At 42.3% G+C, this 21,648-nt stretch carries 19 protein-coding genes and 1 tRNA gene; 8 read left to right on the top strand and 12 right to left on the bottom strand.

All coding sequences use genetic code 11. The features are described 5' to 3' along the window. Positions 1-5: 5 nt before the first annotated feature. From greA to carA, 3 genes are all read right to left on the bottom strand, one after another. The gene (gene greA / locus B9T34_RS01280) at positions 6-482 is read right to left on the bottom strand and encodes a transcription elongation factor GreA (protein ID WP_086211358.1); all 477 of its coding nucleotides are present in this window, start codon (positions 480-482) and stop codon (positions 6-8) included. Between the two features lie 94 nt (positions 483-576). Continuing rightward, positions 577-3,807, bottom strand: coding sequence for a carbamoyl-phosphate synthase large subunit (gene carB, locus B9T34_RS01275; RefSeq protein ID WP_086211357.1), 3,231 nt, complete (start codon positions 3,805-3,807; stop codon positions 577-579). A gap of 14 nt (positions 3,808-3,821) precedes the next feature. After that, positions 3,822-4,964 (bottom strand): glutamine-hydrolyzing carbamoyl-phosphate synthase small subunit, encoded by a 1,143-nt coding sequence (gene carA / locus B9T34_RS01270; RefSeq protein WP_086211356.1) that lies wholly within the window; start codon positions 4,962-4,964, stop codon positions 3,822-3,824. Between the two features lie 307 nt (positions 4,965-5,271). Here carA and B9T34_RS01265 point away from each other — a divergent pair, with 307 nt between their 5' ends. Beyond that, on the top strand, positions 5,272-5,766 hold the full coding sequence (locus tag B9T34_RS01265) for a hypothetical protein (protein ID WP_086211355.1): 495 nt from the start codon (positions 5,272-5,274) through the stop codon (positions 5,764-5,766). 378 nt (positions 5,767-6,144) lie between these two features. Here the strand turns inward: B9T34_RS01265 and B9T34_RS01260 are convergent, their stop codons facing one another. Then, positions 6,145-6,684 (bottom strand): DOMON-like domain-containing protein, encoded by a 540-nt coding sequence (locus tag B9T34_RS01260; RefSeq protein ID WP_086211354.1) that lies wholly within the window; start codon positions 6,682-6,684, stop codon positions 6,145-6,147. 8 nt (positions 6,685-6,692) lie between these two features. Beyond that, positions 6,693-7,016 (bottom strand): ribosome assembly RNA-binding protein YhbY, encoded by a 324-nt coding sequence (yhbY, locus tag B9T34_RS01255; RefSeq protein WP_086211353.1) that lies wholly within the window; start codon positions 7,014-7,016, stop codon positions 6,693-6,695. A gap of 194 nt (positions 7,017-7,210) precedes the next feature. Between yhbY and rlmE the strand changes: the two genes are divergently transcribed. The 4 genes from rlmE (at position 7,211) to B9T34_RS01235 (ending at position 11,326) form a co-directional block, all read left to right on the top strand. Next, positions 7,211-7,861 (top strand): 23S rRNA (uridine(2552)-2'-O)-methyltransferase RlmE, encoded by a 651-nt coding sequence (gene rlmE / locus B9T34_RS01250; RefSeq protein ID WP_086211352.1) that lies wholly within the window; start codon positions 7,211-7,213, stop codon positions 7,859-7,861. 134 nt (positions 7,862-7,995) lie between these two features. Continuing rightward, the gene (ftsH, locus tag B9T34_RS01245) at positions 7,996-9,885 is read left to right on the top strand and encodes an ATP-dependent zinc metalloprotease FtsH (RefSeq protein ID WP_086211351.1); all 1,890 of its coding nucleotides are present in this window, start codon (positions 7,996-7,998) and stop codon (positions 9,883-9,885) included. A 142-nt stretch (positions 9,886-10,027) separates the two neighbouring features. After that, on the top strand, positions 10,028-10,882 hold the full coding sequence (folP, locus tag B9T34_RS01240) for a dihydropteroate synthase (protein WP_086211350.1): 855 nt from the start codon (positions 10,028-10,030) through the stop codon (positions 10,880-10,882). A 129-nt stretch (positions 10,883-11,011) separates the two neighbouring features. Next, positions 11,012-11,326: a DUF5713 family protein gene (locus B9T34_RS01235; RefSeq protein WP_086211349.1), complete on the top strand. Its 315-nt coding sequence runs from the start codon at positions 11,012-11,014 to the stop codon at positions 11,324-11,326. A gap of 501 nt (positions 11,327-11,827) precedes the next feature. Here B9T34_RS01235 and B9T34_RS01230 read toward each other — a convergent pair. Together B9T34_RS01230 and B9T34_RS01225 are read right to left on the bottom strand one after the other, a co-directional pair. After that, positions 11,828-11,913 (bottom strand) — tRNA-Leu (locus B9T34_RS01230). A gap of 434 nt (positions 11,914-12,347) precedes the next feature. Next, on the bottom strand, positions 12,348-13,082 hold the full coding sequence (locus B9T34_RS01225; protein WP_086211348.1) for a hypothetical protein: 735 nt from the start codon (positions 13,080-13,082) through the stop codon (positions 12,348-12,350). A 166-nt stretch (positions 13,083-13,248) separates the two neighbouring features. Between B9T34_RS01225 and B9T34_RS01220 the strand changes: the two genes are divergently transcribed. Next, positions 13,249-13,752 carry a hypothetical protein gene (locus B9T34_RS01220; RefSeq protein WP_086211347.1) on the top strand — a complete coding sequence of 168 codons (504 nt, stop codon included), beginning with the start codon at positions 13,249-13,251 and terminating at the stop codon, positions 13,750-13,752. 51 nt (positions 13,753-13,803) lie between these two features. Here the strand turns inward: B9T34_RS01220 and B9T34_RS01215 are convergent, their stop codons facing one another. The 4 genes from B9T34_RS01215 to B9T34_RS01200 form a co-directional block, all read right to left on the bottom strand. Next, positions 13,804-15,144 (bottom strand): CitMHS family transporter, encoded by a 1,341-nt coding sequence (locus B9T34_RS01215; protein WP_086211346.1) that lies wholly within the window; start codon positions 15,142-15,144, stop codon positions 13,804-13,806. Positions 15,145-15,439: 295 nt separating this feature from the next. Next, positions 15,440-15,724, bottom strand: coding sequence for a hypothetical protein (locus B9T34_RS01210; protein WP_086211345.1), 285 nt, complete (start codon positions 15,722-15,724; stop codon positions 15,440-15,442). A gap of 45 nt (positions 15,725-15,769) precedes the next feature. After that, a complete protein-coding gene (locus B9T34_RS01205; RefSeq protein WP_086211344.1) occupies positions 15,770-17,092 on the bottom strand; it encodes a hemolysin family protein in 1,323 nt (440 codons plus the stop codon). A gap of 125 nt (positions 17,093-17,217) precedes the next feature. Further along, the gene (locus B9T34_RS01200) at positions 17,218-18,207 is read right to left on the bottom strand and encodes a LysR family transcriptional regulator (protein WP_086211343.1); all 990 of its coding nucleotides are present in this window, start codon (positions 18,205-18,207) and stop codon (positions 17,218-17,220) included. Between the two features lie 635 nt (positions 18,208-18,842). On the opposite strand from B9T34_RS01200, the gene B9T34_RS01195 reads away from it, so the two are divergent. Continuing rightward, complete coding sequence (locus B9T34_RS01195; RefSeq protein ID WP_086211342.1) at positions 18,843-20,447, top strand: isocitrate lyase; 1,605 nt, start codon at positions 18,843-18,845, stop codon at positions 20,445-20,447. Positions 20,448-20,612: 165 nt separating this feature from the next. Here B9T34_RS01195 and B9T34_RS01190 read toward each other — a convergent pair whose 3' ends face one another. Then, positions 20,613-20,987: a diacylglycerol kinase gene (locus tag B9T34_RS01190; RefSeq protein WP_086211341.1), complete on the bottom strand. Its 375-nt coding sequence runs from the start codon at positions 20,985-20,987 to the stop codon at positions 20,613-20,615. A 222-nt stretch (positions 20,988-21,209) separates the two neighbouring features. On the opposite strand from B9T34_RS01190, the gene B9T34_RS01185 reads away from it, so the two are divergent. Further along, positions 21,210-21,500, top strand: a complete 291-nt coding sequence (locus B9T34_RS01185) for a hypothetical protein (RefSeq protein ID WP_086211340.1) — start codon at positions 21,210-21,212, stop codon at positions 21,498-21,500. Positions 21,501-21,648: the final 148 nt, after the last annotated feature.

Here is a 21,648-nt window from a genome sequence, read left to right as displayed (position 1 = left end):
AATAATTAAAGATATTCAACTTTCACAATTTCGTATTCTACTTCGCCTTGCGGAGTCACGATTTTTACTTCGTCGCCTTCACTCTTACCTAAAAGGCCGCGAGCGATTGGAGAGTTTACAGAGATCTTGTTGATCTTAAAGTCTGCTTCGTCATCGCCAACAATCTTATAGGTTTTTTGCTCTTCGGTATCTAGGTTTTCAATCGTCACCGTTACACCAAAAACAACACGGCCATTTTGTTCAAGTGTGTTGATATCAACCACTTGGCATGCGCCTAATTTGCCTTCGATATCTTGAATGCGGCCTTCACAGAAGCCTTGCTGTTCACGGGCAGCATGGTATTCCGCGTTTTCTTTTAAATCCCCATGTTCGCGTGCTTCAGCAATAGCGGCTGTAATACGCGGACGATCAATACTTTTTAATTGATATAATTCTTTCTCTAAGGCAACCTTGCCTTCGGGAGTCATAGGATAACGTTGCATTGTTGTCCCTCATAAATTGGTATGTAGAAAATACAGGTTTAGAAAATAAAAAAGCCCGCCACCGATAAGGTGACGGGTCTTATCAGTAACTTAATTAACCTTTAGTAAGGTCTTGCAGACGGTAAACATCCATTGGCAATTTGATTGCTAAAGCTTGGCATACAGCATCTGCGCCATTCAAGGTGGTAGTGTAATACACTTTGCCTTGAAGTGCAGAGCGGCGGATCGAGAATGAATCTTCTTGAGCCTGTTTGCCTTCAGTTGTATTGATAATGAGGTGAACTTCGCCGTTTTTCAAGCGGTCCACAATATTAGGACGGCCTTCAGTGACTTTATTCACGCGTTCACATTCAATACCTGCTTCTTTAATCACATCATAAGTGCCGCCAGTCGCGATCACTTTGAAGCCTAGATCTGTTAACTGTTTGGCAATACCGACAGCGCGAGGCTTGTCTGAATGACGTACAGACAAGAATGCGTGCTTCACTTCGCCTTCAGTTGGCAAGCCTGGTAAACGGTCGTTAGAGCCTAACACAGCTTTATAGAATGCTTCACCAAAAGTTTTGCCTACACCCATAACTTCGCCAGTCGATTTCATCTCAGGGCCAAGGATAGGGTCTACGCCAGGGAACTTGTTGAATGGGAACACAGCTTCTTTTACAGAGAAGTGCTCAGGGATAATCTCTGCAGTGAATCCTTGAGATTCTAGAGATTGGCCCGCCATACAGCGTGCAGCCACTTTCGCTAAAGATTCGCCGATGCATTTAGAAACGAACGGAACTGTACGTGATGCACGCGGGTTCACTTCTAAGATGTATACATCAGTGCCTTTAACCGCAAACTGTACGTTCATCAAACCGATTACGCCAAGCTCTTTCGCCATGGCAACAGTTTGACGGCGCATATCATCCTGAACTTCTTTAGATAAAGAGTAAGGCGGAATTGAACATGCAGAGTCACCTGAGTGAATGCCTGCTTGTTCGATATGCTGCATAATACCGCCAATCACCACGTCTTTACCGTCAGATACGCAGTCCACATCAACTTCAATCGCATCATCAAGGAAGTGGTCAAGAAGAACTGGCGCTTCATTTGATGCTTGAACCGCATCACGTAAGTAGCGTTTCAATTCGTCATCGTTGTAAACGATTTCCATCGCACGGCCGCCAAGCACGTATGATGGACGTACTACAAGCGGGTAGCCCACTTTAGACGCTTCAGCCATGCCTTCTTCAGCAGATTTTACGATGCTGTTGTTTGGTTGGCGAAGTTGCAGACGTTGAATCATTTGCTGGAAACGTTCACGGTCTTCAGCACGGTCAATTGCATCAGGTGATGTACCGATAATTGGCGCACCTGCTTCTTCAAGCGCACGAGCCAATTTCAAAGGTGTTTGACCGCCGTACTGAACGATAATGCCTTTAGGCTTCTCGATACGTACGATTTCAAGTACATCTTCCAAAGTAATTGGTTCGAAGTACAAGCGATCAGATGTGTCGTAATCCGTAGAAACCGTTTCAGGGTTACAGTTCACCATGATGGTTTCGTAGCCGTCTTCACGCATAGCAAGCGCCGCGTGTACACAGCAGTAATCGAACTCGATCCCTTGGCCAATACGGTTAGGACCGCCGCCGATCACCATGATTTTGTCACGGTTAGAAGGATTCGCTTCACATTCTTCATCGTAAGTTGAGTACATGTAAGCTGTGTCAGATTCAAACTCTGCTGCACATGTATCTACGCGTTTGTAAACTGGAGTCACGCCCAAGTTCCAACGGTGTTTACGGAATTGCTTTTGTGAAATGCCCATCAAGTCCGCAATGCGAAGATCTGATAAACCTTTACGTTTGAATGAACGGATGTTGTCTGCATTCAAATCACCAAAACCTAAAGTTTTGATTTGGTTTTCAGTTTTGATGATGTCTTCGATTTGAATCAAGAACCAACGGTCGATGTTTGTTGCAGCAAATACTTCATCTAAAGTAAAGCCGTGACGGAATGCATCGCCCACGTACCAAATACGCTCTGGACCTGGAACTTTCAATTCAACCAGAATTTTTTCACGTGCGCCTTCAGTGCCCACTGCGATTTTTTCATCAAAACCGCATGCGCCAACTTCAAGACCGCGAAGCGCTTTAGACACAGACTCTTGGAAGTTACGGCCAATCGCCATGACTTCACCGACAGATTTCATCTGTGTAGTCAAAGTTGCGTCAGCTTGCGGGAATTTCTCGAAGTTAAAACGAGGAATCTTAGTAACAACATAGTCAATTGCTGGTTCGAAAGATGCAGGTGTTGTACCGCCAGTGATGTCGTTTTTCAACTCATCAAGGGTGTAGCCTACAGCCAATTTCGCAGCGATTTTCGCAATTGGGAAACCAGTTGCTTTAGATGCAAGGGCAGATGAACGAGAAACACGCGGGTTCATCTCGATCACAACCATACGGCCGTCTTTCGGGTTAATACCGAATTGAACGTTAGAACCGCCAGTTTCAACACCAATTTCACGAAGCACTGCTAAAGATGCATTACGTAGAAGCTGGAATTCTTTGTCTGTCAATGTTTGCGCAGGAGCAACAGTGATTGAGTCACCAGTGTGCACGCCCATTGGGTCAAAGTTTTCAATGGTACATACAATGATACAGTTGTCGTTTTTGTCACGAACAACTTCCATTTCGTACTCTTTCCAACCAATTAAAGATTCATCGATCAATAATTGTTTGGTTGGAGAAAGATCGAAACCGCGTTCACAGATTTCAATGAATTCTTCTTTGTTATACGCAATACCGCCGCCTGAACCGCCCATGGTGAATGATGGACGAATAATTACAGGGAAGCCGAAACGCGCTTGGATTTCAAGAGCATGTTCCATGCTTTCTGCAACATCAGCGCGAGGGCATTCCAAACCAATTTTGCGCATTGCGATATCGAAAAGTTTACGGTCTTCCGCTTTTTCAATCGCTTCTTTGCTCGCGCCAATCAATTCAACATTGTATTTTTCTAAAATACCGTTGGCATCCAGTGCGAGTGCACAGTTCAATGCTGTTTGACCGCCCATTGTCGGAAGAACTGCGTCTGGGCGTTCTTTCTCAATGATTGCAGCTACAGTTTGCCAAGTGATCGGCTCGATGTAAGTTGCGTCTGCCATTGCTGGGTCAGTCATAATGGTGGCTGGGTTAGAGTTCACCAAAATTACACGGTAGCCTTCTTCACGAAGGGCTTTACATGCTTGCGCACCTGAGTAGTCAAACTCACATGCCTGACCGATCACAATCGGACCCGCACCAATAATTAAGATGCTTTTAATGTCTGTACGTTTAGCCATGATCGCTTCCTTAATTACTTCTTAGATGCTTTGATAAGTTCGATGAAATGATCGAACAATGGTGCGCAGTCATGTGGACCAGGGCTTGCTTCAGGGTGTCCCTGGAAGCTGAACGCAGGTTTGTCTGTACGATGCATACCTTGTAAGGTTTGGTCGAACAGTGATTTGTGCGTAGCTTTCAAGTTGGCCGGTAGCGTATCTGTATCTACTGCGAAACCGTGGTTCTGAGAAGTAATCATCACTGTGCCATCTTCAAGATTTTGTACAGGATGGTTAGCACCGTGGTGGCCGTGAGGCATTTTCACAGTTTTTGCACCTGATGCAAGTGCAAGAATTTGATGGCCTAAGCAAATACCGAATACTGGTACGTTGCGGGCATCTTCTACAATTGTTTTTACAGCCTCAATTGCATAGTCGCATGCAGCTGGATCGCCAGGGCCGTTCGAAAGGAACACTCCATCTGGATTCAACGCAAGCACGTCAGCAGCAGGAGTTTGCGCAGGCACGACAGTTAATTTACAGCCGCGGTCTGCGAGCATACGTAAGATGTTGGTTTTGACACCGTAATCGTATGCAACAACATGGAATTTAAGTTCTGGTTGAGCGAAACCTTTACCAAGTGCCCAAGAGCCTTCTGTCCATTCAAAACCTTCAGGGTCACAGCATTCTTTCGCAAGATCTAAACCGTTTAAACCGCCAAATGCACGAGCTTTTTCTAAAGCTTCTTCTGCCGTGATATTTTCGCCAGCAAGGATGCAACCATTCTGCGCGCCTTTATCACGTAAAATACGTGTCAGTTTACGGGTGTCGATGTCTGCAATAGCAACAACGTTGTGCTGCTCTAGGTATTCACCTAATGATTGCGTTGAACGGAAATTGCTGTGCAATAAAGGCAGGTCACGGATAATTAAACCGTTGGCCCATACTTTATGAATTCGACCTGACTCAGCGTCTTCATCGTTGCAGCCTGTATTACCGATATGCGGGTAAGTCAGCGTTACAATTTGCTGTGCATAGCTAGGGTCAGTCAAAATTTCTTGATAGCCAGTCATTGCTGTATTAAAAACGACTTCACCAGTCGTACTACCCGTTGCGCCAATAGAAGTACCTTTAAAGATAGTTCCGTCGGCAAGGGCTAAAATTGCTGGGGTGCTCAAACCAAAGCTCCTGAAATTTAGGCTGTAAAAAAGCGAGTAGACGAAAAAAAAGGAAGGCTGCTTTAAAACCTACCCTCCCTATGTCTGCTCGCTTGAACTTAACAGCGTACTATACGCATGAAAGCCTCAAAAGTCCATTGAAAATATCCTGAATAAGTTAGATATTAGGCTTGATTTTTGCTTGAAAGTTTGTTTTTTAGTCTTTAAAAATATGTAAGCATTTAATTATTGTCTGACAAATCAGAAGTTAAAATTTATCAATTTGGAATATGCTTAAAAAGTCATCAATAACTATAGGTATAAGCACATGGCGACATCTCCAAAGGCAACTGAAACTGTTAAAACACTTAAAACCATCGCGGCAGATGGTGCTGAGCAGCTTGAGCAGGCGACGAAAGAAGCCACTGAACAAGTTGCAGAAGCGGTAATAGAGAGCAAAGAAAAAATTCAAGCAGAGGCTAAACAGCTGAATGCCAGCGTGCAAGATCAGCTGCGCCAATTCAAGCAGGATTTGCTGCAGAAGATTGAATTGCTGAAAACTCAATTAGGTTCATCTCAGAAAGATCTTACTGAGCTGAAAGAATTTGTAAAAACAGAATTCAATGCAGTGCTTGATGATATTTCTAAATTAAGCAAAGAACTGAAAGAGGATGTCAGCCAAATTTCACTGAAACATAAAGATCAGCTGACTGAAACCTATAAGCGTTCAAAAGAGCATACTTTGGAAGCATGGAAGAAAGTATCGAATGTGAAAGCTGAAGCTGATCAAGCAGCCGAAACTAAAGATGTATTAAAAAGCTAAGCGCTCAAGCTGAATTTTAATGAAGAACAGTACATGGATGTATTGTTTTAATTGAATCAAATAAAAAATGAAGCGTATAAAACGCAGTATAGTGCTCAATAACATAATAAATACATCGCAGACGCTGCATGAAGCATTCAGATTATTTAAATAAGTTCATATAAATGACATTGAGCAATATGCAATCCTTAGTCACGCTTTCAATCGCATAGATCTAATGCAGGAAAATAATCTAAGGTCCGCAATAGCGCTGATTTGCTGCTGCACTTGATAGAATCAGATGCTTTGTATTGATATTAGATTTATCTATGACGGGCTTATAAATAAAAAAAGCAAAAGGCTGAGCTTTTGCTTGATCTATTGCAGATTGGCTTTTGTTTAAAACTGATGCAGCCAATCGCGCTTATTATGAAAATCTGCATTTGGGCTGCTATGCTGCATTGCGTAGTATTGATCGCCTTGTGAGGTTTTCAATACAGCAGATAAGCCGAGATACATGTCAGACCATTTCAGTTTATGCGTCAGCATGAATTCTGTCAGATCGACGCTGACATTCAAGCCATAGTGTGTGCGCTTGAGTTGATTCAGTTCAATATCATATGCAGCTGGCGGCGGCATATCTTCAGGGAAGCGGTATTCTTCAAATTGATAAGCTTGCCATGCCTGAGAAGGGGAGAGGTTGATTTCACGATAGAAATCTTCATTATGTACGCCAATGAAAATTTCAAAGCAGGTCTGTTCCCACAGAAAATCCTGACGCGGGTTGGACGCAGCCATTTCAGGCCATTGCACCCATTGATTGGGGTCGCGCAGCCAGAAGCCCACATTCAATGCGTACTGGCCTTGCTGCTCAATTGCGCCGACCAGCGAAATTGCCTGAAAGCGGCGGTCAAAAGCGCTTAGATCATAACTAGCCATTCTATGGATTAGTTAGATAAATGAGCATGACGGACTAAATTAGACAATTTGGCATTTTGCTTGGCTGCTTTTTTATACAGCAATACAATTTTGCCGATCGTCTGTACAATTTCAGCACCAGAAGCTTCTGAAACTTCAGTAATTAGGGCAGCGCGGGCTTCACGGTCTTCAGCAACGATTTTCACTTTAATCAGTTCGTGGTCGTTTAAAGCGCGGGCCAATTCTTCAATTACATTTTCAGTTAAGCCTTTGTCGCCCACCATAACCACAGGGTTTAGAGCATGTCCGATTTGACGTAAACGCTTGCGCTCTTGAATAGATAAAGACGCCATAAATGTAACCTAAATTTGAAAACGGCCTATTATAGCAAAAGCTGAGTTTAAACGCTTTAGATTATACGAAAATATCGATGCGAAATATTGAAAAAAACTGGCTTTTAACCACCATTTAGATACACATGTATACTGCAAACAGCGTGTTTTTCACGTACAATCAGAGTTTAGAAGATTATTTTATTTAGAGTTTTATGGCGACGCGTATTACCAATCAAAAATTATCCAAGAGCAGCCGAGACTGGATGCGGGAACATTTAGATGATCCTTTTGTGAAAAAAGCGCAAAAGGAAGGTTATCGTGCGCGAGCCGCCTATAAACTTCTCGAAATTCAAGAAAAATACAAGATGATCAAACCCGGCATGATCGTGGTGGATCTGGGTGCAGCACCGGGCAGCTGGTCGCAGATTGCCGGCAAACTGGTGGGTGACAAAGGTTTGGTCATTGCATCGGATATCTTGGAAATGGACGCATTGCCAGATGTTACTTTCTTGCAAGGTGACTTCCGAGAAGAAGAAGTATTCGAAAATTTGTTAAAAATTTTAAACGGACGTACGGTAGACGTTGTAATTTCAGATATGGCCCCCAATACATCAGGTAATAAGGCTGTAGATCAACCTCGCCAAATTTATTTATGTGAGCTTGCGCTGGATTTTGCAACCAAAGTGCTAGGGCCTAAAGGCCAGTTTTTGGTGAAAGTGTTCCAAGGTACTGGTTTTGATGAGTTCCGCAAGCAAGTTGTCGATAATTTTGACGTATTGAAGACAGCGAAACCCGCTGCTTCACGCGCCCGTTCTAAAGAAGTGTTTTTAATTGGTCAAGGACGCAAGAAGGGTTTCAAGTAAAGTCTACTTGCCAACGCGTTAAAAATTGTGCATTTTGTACTTTTTTAACTAATTGCAAAGCTGGTCTGCAGCGTAAATATTAGGGTCAACCCTTTTATAGGGCATGATCAAATTAATGATATGGGAATAAAGCTTTGAGCGATCTTTTTAAGAATGCCGTATTGTGGCTCGTCATACTGGGTGTGCTGGTACTTATATTCAGCAACGTCAGTGACCGCAATCAGCCGACTGCGATGAACTATTCAGAGTTTGTGGCAGCGGTGAATGCTGGTCAAATTAAACAAGTCATAATTGATGGTGAAAGAATCCGTGGTGAGAAATCTAACGGTTCTGAATTTGAAAGTATTCGTCCAGCGGTTCAAGATCCTGAACTGATGCCGAACCTGATTAAAAACAACGTTGTTGTTGAAGGCACTGCGCCTCAGCGTCAAGGTCTGTTAATGCAGCTTCTCATTGCTAGTTTCCCAGTGCTTCTCATCATTTTGCTGTTCATGTTCTTTATGCGCAACATGGGTGGCGGTGCTGGCGGTAAAAATGGCCCGATGAGTTTCGGCAAATCTAAAGCCAAGATGCTGTCTGAAGATCAGATCAAAGTCACGTTTACTGATGTTGCTGGCTGTGATGAAGCAAAGCAGGAAGTGGTTGAGATTGTCGATTTCCTGAAAGATCCGACTAAATTCAAACGCCTTGGCGCAACTATTCCGCGCGGCGTGCTGATGGTAGGTCCTCCAGGTACTGGTAAAACCTTGCTTGCAAAAGCCATTGCAGGTGAAGCGAAAGTTCCATTTTTCAGTATTTCAGGTTCTGACTTTGTCGAAATGTTTGTGGGTGTCGGTGCATCTCGTGTACGCGATATGTTCGAACAGGCTAAACGCCACGCGCCTTGTATCATCTTTATTGATGAGATTGATGCAGTGGGCCGTCACCGCGGTTCAGGCACTGGCGGCGGTCATGATGAGCGTGAACAGACATTGAACCAGATGCTGGTCGAAATGGACGGTTTTGAAGGCAATGAAGGCATTATTGTTATTGCTGCTACAAACCGTGCAGATGTTTTGGATAAAGCATTGCTTCGTCCTGGGCGTTTCGACCGTCAGGTGATGGTGGGTCTGCCAGACATTAAAGGCCGTGAACAGATTTTAAATGTACATATGAAAAAATTGCCATCTACCACTGGTGTAGAGGTAAAAGTACTTGCACGCGGTACACCAGGCTTCTCTGGCGCGCAATTGGCAAACCTTGTGAACGAAGCTGCATTATTTGCTGCCCGCCGCAATAAAAATACTGTCGATATGCATGACTTTGAAGATGCAAAAGACAAGCTGTACATGGGTCCTGAGCGTAAATCGATGGTGCTTCGCGAAGAAGAGCGACGCGCTACCGCTTACCATGAAGCAGGCCATGCGATTGTTGCAGAAATTTTACCGGGTACTGACCCTGTGCATAAAGTAACGATTATGCCGCGCGGCTGGGCTTTGGGTGTGACATGGCAGCTGCCTGAACATGACCAAACCAGTCATTACAAAGACAAAATGCTGAATGAACTTTCAATTTTGTTTGGCGGCCGTATTGCAGAGGAAGTCTTCATTAACCAAATGTCGACTGGCGCTTCAAACGACTTTGAACGCGCGACCAAAATGGCGCGTGCAATGGTCACTAAATATGGTATGTCTGATAAGTTAGGCGTCATGGTCTATGAAGATGATTCTCAGCAATCTTTCATGGGCAGCATTGGCAGCCGTACAATTTCAGAAGCAACTCAGCAGCAAGTTGATGCTGAAGTGCGCCGTATTATTGATGAGCAGTACCGTGTTGCGCGCGATATCTTGGAAGGCAATAAAGATATTGCCCATGCAATGGTTAAAGCGTTGCTTGAGTGGGAAACCATTGACCGCGAGCAAATCCGCGACATTATGGAAGGCCGTGAACCGCAGCCGCCAAAAGTCTATGTAGCAGATAATCCTGTAGTGGATATTGCTGCAGCTGATGGTCCTGCGACTCCGCCGCCATTGCCAGCGAACTAATCCGCACAGTACATTCAGTTTGGAAAAAGCCTCAATTTATTGAGGCTTTTTTTTGCTGAAAATTCCAGCGGTGTTTGAAAAGTTTTCAGCTTGGGTTTAGAGAATATTGTTAATATGCATGCAGAATAGAAGGAGTATTCCAATGCAGCTGATGCCATTACCCCATAAAGTCTTAAAGTGCGGCAATTTATCTTTAGATTTGTCTGTACCGCATGTTATGGGGATTTTAAATGTCACACCAGATTCCTTTAGCGATGGCGGCAGGCATAATGGCAAAGAGCAGGCGCTTGCGCATGCTAAGCAAATGATTATTGATGGCGCGACAGTGATTGATGTTGGCGGCGAATCAACACGTCCAGGCGCATCTGCAGTGCCTATAGAAGAAGAAATCGGCCGTGTAGTGCCAGTTGTTGAAGAGCTGGCAAAGCTGAATACTGTAATTTCAATTGATACCTCAGAGCCAGCGGTAATCCGTGCTGCGGTTAATGCGGGAGCACATATCTGGAATGATGTACGGGCATTAACTCGGCCGAATGCCTTAAAAACTGCTGCTGAACTGAATATCCCTGTGATGATTATGCATATGCGCGGTGAGCCGACCACCATGAATAATCTGGATCAATATGAAGATGTAACTCTGGATGTGATAGCAGAGCTGAAGCAGCGTATAGATGATGCTTTAGAAGCTGGCGTACAGCCAGAAAATATTATGATTGATCCCGGTTTCGGCTTTGCAAAAAATGCATCTCAAAATCTGAAATTGCTGAATGAATTTTATAAACTGCATGAATTGGGATATCCAATTTTATCAGCCTTGTCACGGAAACGTTTTATAGGTGAAGCCTTAAATGGTGCAGATGCACAAAACCGCGCTGTGGGTTCAGTGGCTGCGCATATGTTCAGCATACAGCAAGGCGCGTGCATGGTTCGCGCGCATGACGTCAAAGCTATGACAGATGCCATTAATGTATGGAAAGCGATGGAATCTGCGCATTGATTGCAGATATTTGAATAAGCAGTCTGTAAAAATGCTGTAAATTTCAATTTATATGGGTTTTAGTTGGTAATTTTGTATGGGTATGTTATATACACACGCTTAAAGTTTAGTGTGTTTAGAGTACCTGTAATGCTTGCAGAATTACTTCTCCCTATGTTTGATGATGAATATTATCCAGATATTCTTGTTGCTGAAGTAAAGCAGCACATCGAACAGTTTGCAAAAAAATTGGCCAAGTCTGAATTGTCAGAAGGTGATGTATATCACCATGCGCATGTGGCAGTGATTGCTATTAATGCCATGAAGCTGCAATTTGAAGATTTGGATTCATCGTTAGATGATAGCGCTGCGGATTATATTGCTGAAGCGATGATGATGATAGCGCAAGACCATGGCTATATGGATATTGAAATGGAAGAGTTAGTATCAAATAGAGAGTGGTAATACACGCTCTGAATTTGATGCGCTCAAGAGTGATTCACGTCAGATTGTTTGCTGCAATGATTCAATAATTCAGTGGGATGACAGGTTCTATTCGGGTATTTTTCTGCAGTATTATCCACTGTCATCACACACTCAGCATTTTTCATGTCTGTATTTGAATTTAACAAAGCGTAAATTTATTATATTTCTGCATCATTTTTCTAATATGCTGCATCTTTAGATGTATGGCTGAACGCTTCAGCATCTATTGTTTAGCAGCTTAGAAGGTGGAGTTGATGATTCTTCAATGCGAATGAGTCTATAAGAAGACCATAGAATGGTTTTTTGATCGATAGCGGGAGTATTATCATTTGCTAACGAATAATTGAGATACACGGTGATATTTTTATATCAAAATATTGAATAATCGTGATTTTAAGTTTTATCGTTGTTACATTTCAGACATAAAAAAACCAGCTTAATGCTGGATTTTTTATTGCACCATTTTAAGAAGTATTAAAATGGTGCCCGAGGCCAGACTCGAACTGGCACGCTTTGTGGGCGGGGGATTTTAAATCCCCTGTGTCTACCGATTTCACCACTCGGGCATGTGCGCAATATTAATAGACGAAACTTAGATTGGCAAGCATAAATCAGCACAATTGATTTAAATACAGCCAAAACAGTCATTTATATTTAAAAATGAGCTCAATTTTTTGTGCAGAATATACTGTGGAGATATTTTTATCATTGCTTAATTAAATTGAGATTAAATTGCAGCCATATTGTTCTAGCCTGATTTAAAAAAAATAGGTCGCGATAAGATGAAAATTAAAAATGACACGCCGTGAAATGATTCAACGCACTTTAGCGGGTTTCGGCGCTGTAGGTTTATCTATATCAGTTTGACGGCATGCAACAGCGATACGGATGTAACATCTGCGTCAAAAGTGCAATTACAGCCTGTGCACAGCTTAGCGCAGTCGGCATAAGGGCACAGGCAATAGAAATGAAATAGAAGGCTCAATTGCAGATTAATCTTCTATTTCATTAAATCGTCTAAATAAGTTTCTAGATCAATGTGTTTAAAGCTTTTGCACAGCTGGTTTTCGAAACGCATGGTTTGCGCATGCAGTTCTTGCAGATGCTTCAGTTTTTGTTTTAACAATTCAGACTTTTCTGAATTCCGTTGACAGAAAAAAAGCTGGCATTTAATTTTCAGCATTTGCTTATAAGACCAAAAGCATACGCGGCGAGCTTCTTGCAGGTAGTGGAATTGCAGATTGTCGCTATGCTCCCGAAACAGATTCTCTTTGTAAAAACGCACAAAACCAAAGCTTAAGGCAAAGAAAAACAGTACCGATTGCAGGAATGTACTTTCAATATACGCAATGTTCAGCGCCTGCAGCAGAATAATACCAGCCAATTTAATAGGCGTATTGCAAAGCTGCTTATACAGTGAAATTGAACTGTGCTTCATTTGCTTAATAATAAGCGGGGCAGTCAGCATGAAAAACAGCATGATGGCTAAAACGGCAAGGCCTTTGGCGCGGAATCCGGCTAAATGCGGCCAAAGCATTTCTAGATAACTGCCTAGACTGAGGCTGATCGATACAAAAATCATCGCCGCCAGCACCCAAGGAATTAATTCTTTTAATTCATCAAGCATGCCTTTGGTTTTCATCATGCCGTAAAAAATATAATTATGTTTAAATGCGGCAGGGTAGAGCAGTTTCAGCTGTTCTAAAAAGAGAGCGGCCTGTTTATCTTTAATCATGCAAAAAGCAGCGTTGTAAAACGTGTTGAATAATATAAATTATTTTTTGCTTATCGGCATGATTTTTTCAAATTGAATTTTAGATGGTTGCCCGCAAGAGATATTCCACTTTTGTCATCAGAAATATGAGAAAATAATGCTTTAAATACCTATTCAAAGGCAGGCCATGGCTGAGCAATCTCCTGAAAATTTAAGTGATATTGAAATCTTAGATATTTTAACGTCCATGAAAGACGATGATTTGTGCGCAGAAGCAAAAGTCATTATTCGTGAAGGCGGTAAAGCGGGGCGTCAGGAGTCGCATAAACAAGCATTGGTAGCTTTAAACCAATCTTTTGAAGACAAATTTGTAGAAGCTGTGACTTTGGCGCTGCAGCTGAACGAGGGGCAAAGCAAAAAAATCCGTTATAAAAAAGACCGTATCCGTATTTTAAAAGTGCGCGGTATTGATTATATGGCGATTGATGGAGCTGAAACGGCCCAAGTGCTTGCCCAAGTTGCGCAGGCAATTATCCGCGAAGATGCAGTGGTAACCCGCGATTTGCATAATATCTTCCCTTTTTGGAAAGAAGGCTGGCCAATGGTGCAGTTTGATAATGCATACACAATATTAGCTGAAGATATTTCCATTCATTATCAAGGCGTACTCGATGCGCTGATTCGCAAATAATGATTTAAATATTAAAAAAGCGCCTTAAGGCGCTTTTTTATGGTGAATGAACTAACCGAGGGTTGAATAAAAGGGAAACATGCCAAAAATTAATCCTGCAGCCAGCATAACAAAGCAGGTAACCGTCGCCCAAATGATGGTGAATTTTTGATGTTGACCAAATTCAATTCCTGCTAAACCGCAGAGCAAATACGTCGATGGAACCAATGGAGACAGCAGGTGCACTGGCTGTCCGACAATAGACGCTCGAGCCATTTCAACAGGCTCAATACCGTAATGCATTGCCGCTTCCGATAAAATGGGCAGTACGCCAAAATAGAAGGCATCATTCGACATAAAGAAGGTCATTGGCATGCTGATGACAGCGGTAATAGGCGCTAAATAAGGCCCCATACTTTCTGGAATAACAGCAACAAGTTCTTTAGACATGGCTTCAACCATGCCAGTACCGGCTAAAATACCGGTAAAAATACCCGCGGCAAAAATAATACCGACGACGTTCAGTGCGCTGCCTGCATGATTTGCAATCAGCTTTTTCTGCAAATCAATATTTTTATAGTTCACAACCAGTGCAATACACAGTGCAACCATAAATAGCACAGGCATAGGCAATACACCCATGATCAGGCTAATCATTAAAGCAAGAGTCAGCAGGCCGTTAAACCAGCGCAAATGCGCACGGTTGGCTTCTGGATTATTTGAAATCTGAATGTTGTCGCCATGGCTAATGTCCAGTTCAATGATGCCTAAGCGCTTGCGTTCCATGCGTCCATACATATAGCCCAAAAAATACAGCCAAGCAATTGCGCACAGCATAGGCAGAATCATTGGCACAAATACAGCGCTTGGGTCTACATGCAAGGCGCTGGCTGCCCGTGCGGTCGGACCGCCCCAGGGGGTTAAGTTCATAATGCCGCTTGCCAGCATCATTAAGCAGGCCATGATCAGCGGGCTCATCTGCAAACGCTTGTAGAGCGGCAGCATCGCCGCGACACAGATCATATAGGTGGTAGAACCGTCACCGTCCAGAGATACAATAATGGTGAGGGTAATAGTTCCTAAGATGACTTTGAGCGGATCGCCTTTAACCATCCGTAAGATAAATTTAACCGAAGGATCAAATAAACCAGTATCGATCATGATGGCAAAATATAAAATTGCGAACAGCAGCATAATGCCTGTAGGCGCCAATTTCTTAACGCCCTCTATCATCATTTCGCCAATTTCATGTATTTGAATGTGTGACAGGCTGTCAAAATAAAAACCAAGCAACCATGCAATAACAGCAAAAAGCAGCGGGATTAACGTGAGCGCAACGAGCGGGCTCATACGGCGTGACATGATTAAATACATGAAGCAAATAATCATGCCTAGGCCTAAGAGGGTGAGCATGGTTTTCAGTCCTTTGAGTTTTTCAATTTAATGAAGTAATTTTTCACAAAGGAGCATAGAAGAAAAACAGGCTATCTAAAACAATATGACAAAAATGTGAATTGCATCACTATTTAATCAAAAAATGGTTTTTATAAATGAATAAGTTACGAGCCGTCCAAAAATGAGTTTTTTTACTATTTAGCAAAAATGAATGCTGGAGTTACATTTAAATAACAATAGGTCTGCTTATATCAATGCCAGCAACGGCTGTTATGGGCATTAGTTTGCAGCATAAATAGCAATAAGCGAGTGCTTAATCCCGGAGCAGGGACAGCAAAATACGAATTGGCCAGCTGAAAAATTGTCCCCAAAAAAGTAAGGGATGATAAAAGATAGACCCTAAGGTTAATGTTGAGTCGAATCCTTGGCGCTGGCGTTCTTCATAAGAATAGGGCGTAAAAAACCATGACCCTGCAAAAAGCCCTAAAGCAGCGATTATATAAAAAGGATTATTTCCCTTAAAGAAAAAAGCATAGACCAGATAAAGAGCAGAATAAAAACAGAAACAGGCTGCAAGCGCTCGGAATGAAAGGATCATGTTTTTAATTCTGCTGCTGATTTGAATTAATTCAGAAGAGTCAGATTATTCTGACTCTTCTTTGGCTGGATCGGGCTGCTCTAACAATCGCGTGACCAGCAGCTGATCAATTTTAAAATGATCAACATCCACAACTTCAAATTTATAGTTGCCATAAATGACGGTATCAGCAGGGCGCGGAATCTTGCGCAGCTTATACATCATAAAGCCTGCCAGTGTTTCGTAATTGTCCGTGTCGGGCATTTCATCAATTTCCAGCGCATGCATCATATCTTCAATCGGCGTGCTGCCTTCAATCAGCCATGAATTATTATCGCGCTTGATAATTTGCTGGTCAGCTTCAATTGGAGTCACCCAGTCGCCCATCACTGTAATCATAATGTCTGAGAGGGTAATGACACCAACAACCAGCGCATATTCATTAATTACCACGGCAAATTTTTCTTTGGTGGAGCGGAAGCGGTCAAGCACCTCAGATAAAGTCAATGTGTCTGGTATGGTCAGTACGTTGCGGATGGTGTTTTCATTCAGCTGCAATAATGACTGATTGTTTAAAATACGGACTAAAATATCTTTAGCATCTACATAGCCAATCACTTCATCAATATTTTCACTGCAGACGACAAATTTAGAATAAGGAAATTCTGCTAATTTTTGACGGATACTGGCTTCGGGTTCTTTCAGCGTAAAAAACACCACATTTTCACGTGTGGTCATGCTGGAGGGCACATTACGCTCTTCCAGCTCAAACACATTTTCAATAAAGTGATGCTCTTGCTTTTGCAGTACGCCGGCCTGTGCGCCTGCATCCATGACCGCCGAAATATCATCAAACGTAATATTGTCTTCGCGGGTTGTGTTCACTTTAAATAAGCGGAACAGCATATTGGCAATCGCGTTAATAAACCACGCTAGCGGCTTGCAGACTACAATGAAAATCTGGATAGGATTAATCACGGAAACCGCAATTTTTTCAGGCGCAATCATGGCCAGACGCTTAGGCATCAGATCTGCAAATAAGATAAATAATGACGTGACTAAAGTGAAAGAGAGCGCAAAGCTGATAGATTCGGTCCATTGCCCTACATAAAAGCGTGAAACCAGTTCTAAGAAATAAGGGCGAAAAGCGCCTTCACCCAAAATACCGCCTAAAATGGCCACAGTATTTAAACCAATCTGGGAGGCTGCAAAAAAGTCAGCAGAATTTTCTTGCAGCTCTAAAACTTTCTGAGCGCGTTCATCGCCAGTTTCGGCAAGGATTTTGAGTTTAACTTTGCGTGCGCCAGCAAGCGCGATTTCTGTTAAGGATAAAAAACCGGCCCCAGCAATAAGGATGACGATGATTACAATATTTTGGAAGAGGCTCACGAATCCACCTGCGGATCATCATTATTATCAATATTTTTAACATAAAAAAACCTGAGGGAATAAGTCAATTATTTCCTCAGGCTCCAGTATAGGCTTAAAAAAGAAGAATTTATGAAAAATTATGTTTAATAGTGGGAAAACTGAGAGTTATTTATTAAAAATTCACGATTCTCTTCTTCAATCATTTGGCGCGCCACATATAAAATCAGCTGACGCAGCCAGCGGTGCGCAGGGTGATGATGCAAAAGCGGGCACCACGCCATTTTTAATTCAAATTCTGGAATATAAAATGGCGGATCTTTTAGCAGCAGGTTTTGACTTTTTGCTTGCAGGCGTGCAATACGAGTCGGCAAAGTTGCAACTAAATCCACATTTGCAGCCAACAGCCCCGGCATTTGATAATGGCGGGTAAAGACTGAAATTTTACGTTTTTGACCAATCCGTTCTAAAGCTTGATCAATCCAGCCTAATCCAGCTTGCTTTTCTGGGTTTACGCCAAAACCTACCCCCATGCCGGTTTTAGATACCCAGATATGCTGTGCATCTAAATAGCTTTTTAAATTCAGGTTGCTTGCAGCGGGGTGCTTATTGTTGAGCAGGCAAGAAAAACTGTCACGCCAAACCAGCACTTGATGGAAGCTTTGCGGTATTTCATTAAAGCGGTTGATGGCAAGATCAACTTTACCTTGTTCCATGTCTCTGTAAGACACATCACTAGGTGTTAAAAAGTCCAGAACCACATTCGGCGCTTCTGACCGCAACGCTTTCACGAGGCGCGGAACCAGTGTTGCTTCGGCATAGTCCGAAGTCATAATGCGGAAAACGCGGTTTGACGTATAAGGCCGGAACTCGGTGCGCGGCTCTAAAATCATCGATAAGTCAGCAAGGGCATCACGGATGCGCGGCTGCAATTCTAAAGCGCGTTCTGTTGGCGTCATGCCTTCGGAAGAACGGATTAAAAGCGGATCATTAAATAAGTTACGCAAACGGCGTAAAATATTACTCATTGCCGGCTGAGTGACGCCCAGCTGTTCAGCTGCTCGAGTCACATTTTTTTCACGAAGAAGAACGTCTAAGTAAATTAGTAGATTAAGATCGACCCGCTCCAGATTCATAAAATAAATACCGAAAATAAAATCATGAAATTGTTTTGATTATGCCATAAGCCACACGGCTTGTGTAATAAAGTGATGAAAAAAAGGCCTTAGCGCTCCAGCCGCAATAGGCTGTGCTGAGCGCCTTTTGCAACAATAAAATGGTGCTTGTAGATTTGATTGGTTTAAGGCTAAAGCATACATATGATTGTATAAAAGGCAGAGCCCTTTAGCTTGAGGGACTGTACCAAAGTATAAAAAGTGCAACATCATGATTGAAAAATAAACTTTGCAATTATGTGTAAAGGTGCTGTCATTTGGGTCAATTTTCTATTTATTGGGAAGATGCAAGCGCTTTTTTGAACTGACCAGACTTAAGTCTAATGCATAAAATATAGTCGAAAAGTATCGTTTACTTATAATATTATTTTTATAAAAATCATAGTTATATATTGTTTTGGTTAAAATATAATTAGACTTTGATCTACCCATTTTTTAAATAAATACCGAAAATTAATGCAGGATATTGGATTAATTATTCCGCTCAATCTACTCTAAGTTCATCGAAGCGATGTGCTGTAAATCTGAACAAATCATTGAGGGTTGATTTTAGCCGCGCTGCAGAAAAATCCTAATATTATATACAGGAAAATATCATGACTACATACCAAACAGCGATTGATGCAATCCGCGAATTAAAAGCAAAATTCGGCAGCACTTGGGCAGACATCAGTCCTGAAGATGCTGCGCGTATGCAAATGCAAAACCGTTTCAAAACTGGTTTAGATATTGCTAAATACACAGCTGCAATTATGCGTCGTGATATGGCAGCTTATGATGCTGACTCTAGCCAATACACTCAGTCTTTGGGCTGCTGGCACGGTTTCATCGCACAACAAAAAATGATTGCGAACAAAAAATACTTCGGTACAACTGACCGCCGCTACATCTACCTTTCTGGCTGGATGGTTGCTGCGCTTCGTTCAGAATTCGGTCCGCTTCCTGACCAATCTATGCACGAAAAAACTTCAGTACCTGCATTGATCGAAGAAATCTACACTTTCCTTCGCCAAGCGGATGCAAAAGAATTAAACGACTTGTTCCGTGCGCTTAAAAAAGCAAACGAAGCTGGCGATACTGCTAAAGCTGCTGAAATCACTGCTCAAATCGACGGTTTCCAAACTCACGTTGTGCCAATTATTGCGGACATCGATGCTGGTTTCGGTAACGAAGAAGCGACTTACTTACTTGCTAAGAAAATGATTGAAGCTGGCGCTTGCGCACTTCAAATCGAAAACCAAGTATCTGACGCTAAACAATGCGGTCACCAAGCTGGTAAAGTTACAGTTCCACACGAAGACTTCATCTCTAAAATCCATGCACTTCGCTATGCATTCTTAGAAATGGGCCTTGACGACGGTATCATCGTTGCGCGTACTGACTCTGAAGGCGCTGACTTGACTCAAAAAATCCCAGTGGTTAAAGAGCCAGGCGACATCGCTTCTCAATACATCGGTTTCCTAGATACTGTTGAAATTGACATTGCTGATGCTCAAGAAGACGAAATCCTAATCAAGCGTAACGGTAAACTACACCGTCCAAAACGTCTTGCTTCTGGCCTATACCAATTCCGTCCAGACACGCAAATCGACCGCGTTGTACTTGACTGTGTATCTAGCCTTCAAAACGGCGCTGACCTTCTTTGGATCGAAACTGCAACGCCAAACGTTGAAGAAATCGCTCACATGGTTAACCGTGTTAAAGAAACAGTTCCAAATGCTAAGCTTGTTTACAACAACTCGCCTTCATTCAACTGGACTTTAAACTTCCGTCAACAGTCTTATGACCGTTGGGTTGCTGAAGGTAAAGACGTTTCTGCTTACGACCGCGCTAAACTAATGAGCGCTGAGTACGATGCGACTGAATTGGCTGCTGACGCTGACGAAAAAGTACGTACATTCCAAGCAGATGCTTCTCGTGAAGCGGGCGTGTTCCATCACTTGATCACACTTCCGACTTACCACACAGCTGCTCTTTCTACTCACGAGCTTGCTCAAGGTTACTTCGGCGACCAAGGTATGCTTGCTTATGTAGCTGGCGTTCAACGTAAAGAAATCCGCGGCACAATCGCTTGTGTTAAACACCAAGCAATGGCTGGTTCTGACATCGGTGATGATCACAAAGAAATCTTCTCTGGTGACAACGCTCTTAAAGCGCACGATGATGCTAAAAACACAATGAACCAATTCTCTGCTCACTAAGCACTGAACTGATTCAACAAAAAACCCAGCGAAAGCTGGGTTTTTTGTATTTGAAAATTGGTGCAAATTTAAAGGCGAAGTATGATTCGGAACATTAAATTTATGTGCTAAAAATTCAGCAAAGAACTGTACATTTTTGCTGTAAAATTAAGGGAAGCCAATCAATTAAGGCCATAAAATTAAAGCCCAAACGATTGCAATAATGCTCATAGTAACAAATTGTGCAGCGCTGCCCATATCTTTGGCATTTTTAGACAAGGGATGCCGTTCTAAAGAAACGCGGTCAACTACTGCTTCAATTGCGGAATTGAATAATTCTACGATCAGCGCCAGCAGGCAAACCGCAATCATTAGGGCTTGTTCTGTCCGGCTGACATCTAAAAAGAATGTGGCTGGAATAAGGATGAGATTGATGAATGTGATTTGACGAAAAGCCGCTTCATTTTGAAACGCGGATTTAAAGCCAGATAATGAATACTGAGTGGCATTCAATACACGCTTAGCGCCTGTTTTACCTTTAAAGGGGGATGTCTCGTTCATATTTAAATTGTTCAGATTTTTCGTTTATTTTAAGTTCCGAATCTGAAAGATTTCTGAAAATGCTTTGAAATTATAAAAAAATGCTGATCAAAAAATATAAAAAGCTGGGATCTAAAGATTTAATGCTAAAAAGATGGCTGATTTTCAGGCAGAATTGTGCCGCAAAATTCTAATAATGAATAAAACATAATAGATATTCATATCGTGCATAAAAGGCAAAGAATGGAAAAAAATTGCATGGCGATGGCGATGGCGATGGCGATGGCGATGGCGGCGCTGTCAGGGTTCTCTTTAGCCAATACTTTAGATCCAGTTCCAGCTAGGATGCATCAAGCTGCAGGATTTCAAAGCATACAGCTGGGTGCTTATAAAATTACGGCTTTGCATGATGGCAATGTGCTACTACGCCCAACGGTATTTAATCAAAATCTCACATCTGCAACACCTGAAAATCAGTTTTTAAGTAGCCATTTGCCGTATGAAGAAACATTTCTTGTCATTTTTCCTGAGTAAAATACACGGACAGTAGAAACAGGTGATCTTCACAGTTTCTCCACATTGCTGCTGATTTCGAGGTTTTGTGTAGAAGAGGGTTGTTTTTTTTACTTTAGTCACTGATTATCCATAATTATTTGTTATTAATCTTCAGTGTTTTAAATAA

Source organism: Acinetobacter sp. ANC 3813, from assembly GCF_002135435.1.
Taxonomy (GTDB): domain Bacteria; phylum Pseudomonadota; class Gammaproteobacteria; order Pseudomonadales; family Moraxellaceae; genus Acinetobacter.
The sequence above is the reverse complement of the archived record's forward strand: the minus strand, read 5'-3'. Positions and strand labels throughout refer to the sequence as shown.

Coding starts and splice junctions, on each gene's coding strand:
- greA (WP_086211358.1), bottom strand. CDS start 482: ATGCAACGTTATCCTATGACTCCCGAAGGCAAGGTTGCCTTAGAGAAA.
- carB (WP_086211357.1), bottom strand. CDS start 3,807: ATGGCTAAACGTACAGACATTAAAAGCATCTTAATTATTGGTGCGGGT.
- B9T34_RS01265 (WP_086211355.1), top strand. CDS start 5,272: ATGGCGACATCTCCAAAGGCAACTGAAACTGTTAAAACACTTAAAACC.
- B9T34_RS01260 (WP_086211354.1), bottom strand. CDS start 6,684: ATGGCTAGTTATGATCTAAGCGCTTTTGACCGCCGCTTTCAGGCAATT.
- yhbY (WP_086211353.1), bottom strand. CDS start 7,016: ATGGCGTCTTTATCTATTCAAGAGCGCAAGCGTTTACGTCAAATCGGA.
- rlmE (WP_086211352.1), top strand. CDS start 7,211: ATGGCGACGCGTATTACCAATCAAAAATTATCCAAGAGCAGCCGAGAC.
- folP (WP_086211350.1), top strand. CDS start 10,028: ATGCAGCTGATGCCATTACCCCATAAAGTCTTAAAGTGCGGCAATTTA.
- B9T34_RS01235 (WP_086211349.1), top strand. CDS start 11,012: ATGCTTGCAGAATTACTTCTCCCTATGTTTGATGATGAATATTATCCA.
- B9T34_RS01225 (WP_086211348.1), bottom strand. CDS start 13,082: ATGATTAAAGATAAACAGGCCGCTCTCTTTTTAGAACAGCTGAAACTG.
- B9T34_RS01220 (WP_086211347.1), top strand. CDS start 13,249: ATGGCTGAGCAATCTCCTGAAAATTTAAGTGATATTGAAATCTTAGAT.
- B9T34_RS01215 (WP_086211346.1), bottom strand. CDS start 15,144: ATGCTCACCCTCTTAGGCCTAGGCATGATTATTTGCTTCATGTATTTA.
- B9T34_RS01210 (WP_086211345.1), bottom strand. CDS start 15,724: ATGATCCTTTCATTCCGAGCGCTTGCAGCCTGTTTCTGTTTTTATTCT.
- B9T34_RS01200 (WP_086211343.1), bottom strand. CDS start 18,207: ATGAATCTGGAGCGGGTCGATCTTAATCTACTAATTTACTTAGACGTT.
- B9T34_RS01195 (WP_086211342.1), top strand. CDS start 18,843: ATGACTACATACCAAACAGCGATTGATGCAATCCGCGAATTAAAAGCA.
- B9T34_RS01190 (WP_086211341.1), bottom strand. CDS start 20,987: ATGAACGAGACATCCCCCTTTAAAGGTAAAACAGGCGCTAAGCGTGTA.
- B9T34_RS01185 (WP_086211340.1), top strand. CDS start 21,210: ATGGAAAAAAATTGCATGGCGATGGCGATGGCGATGGCGATGGCGATG.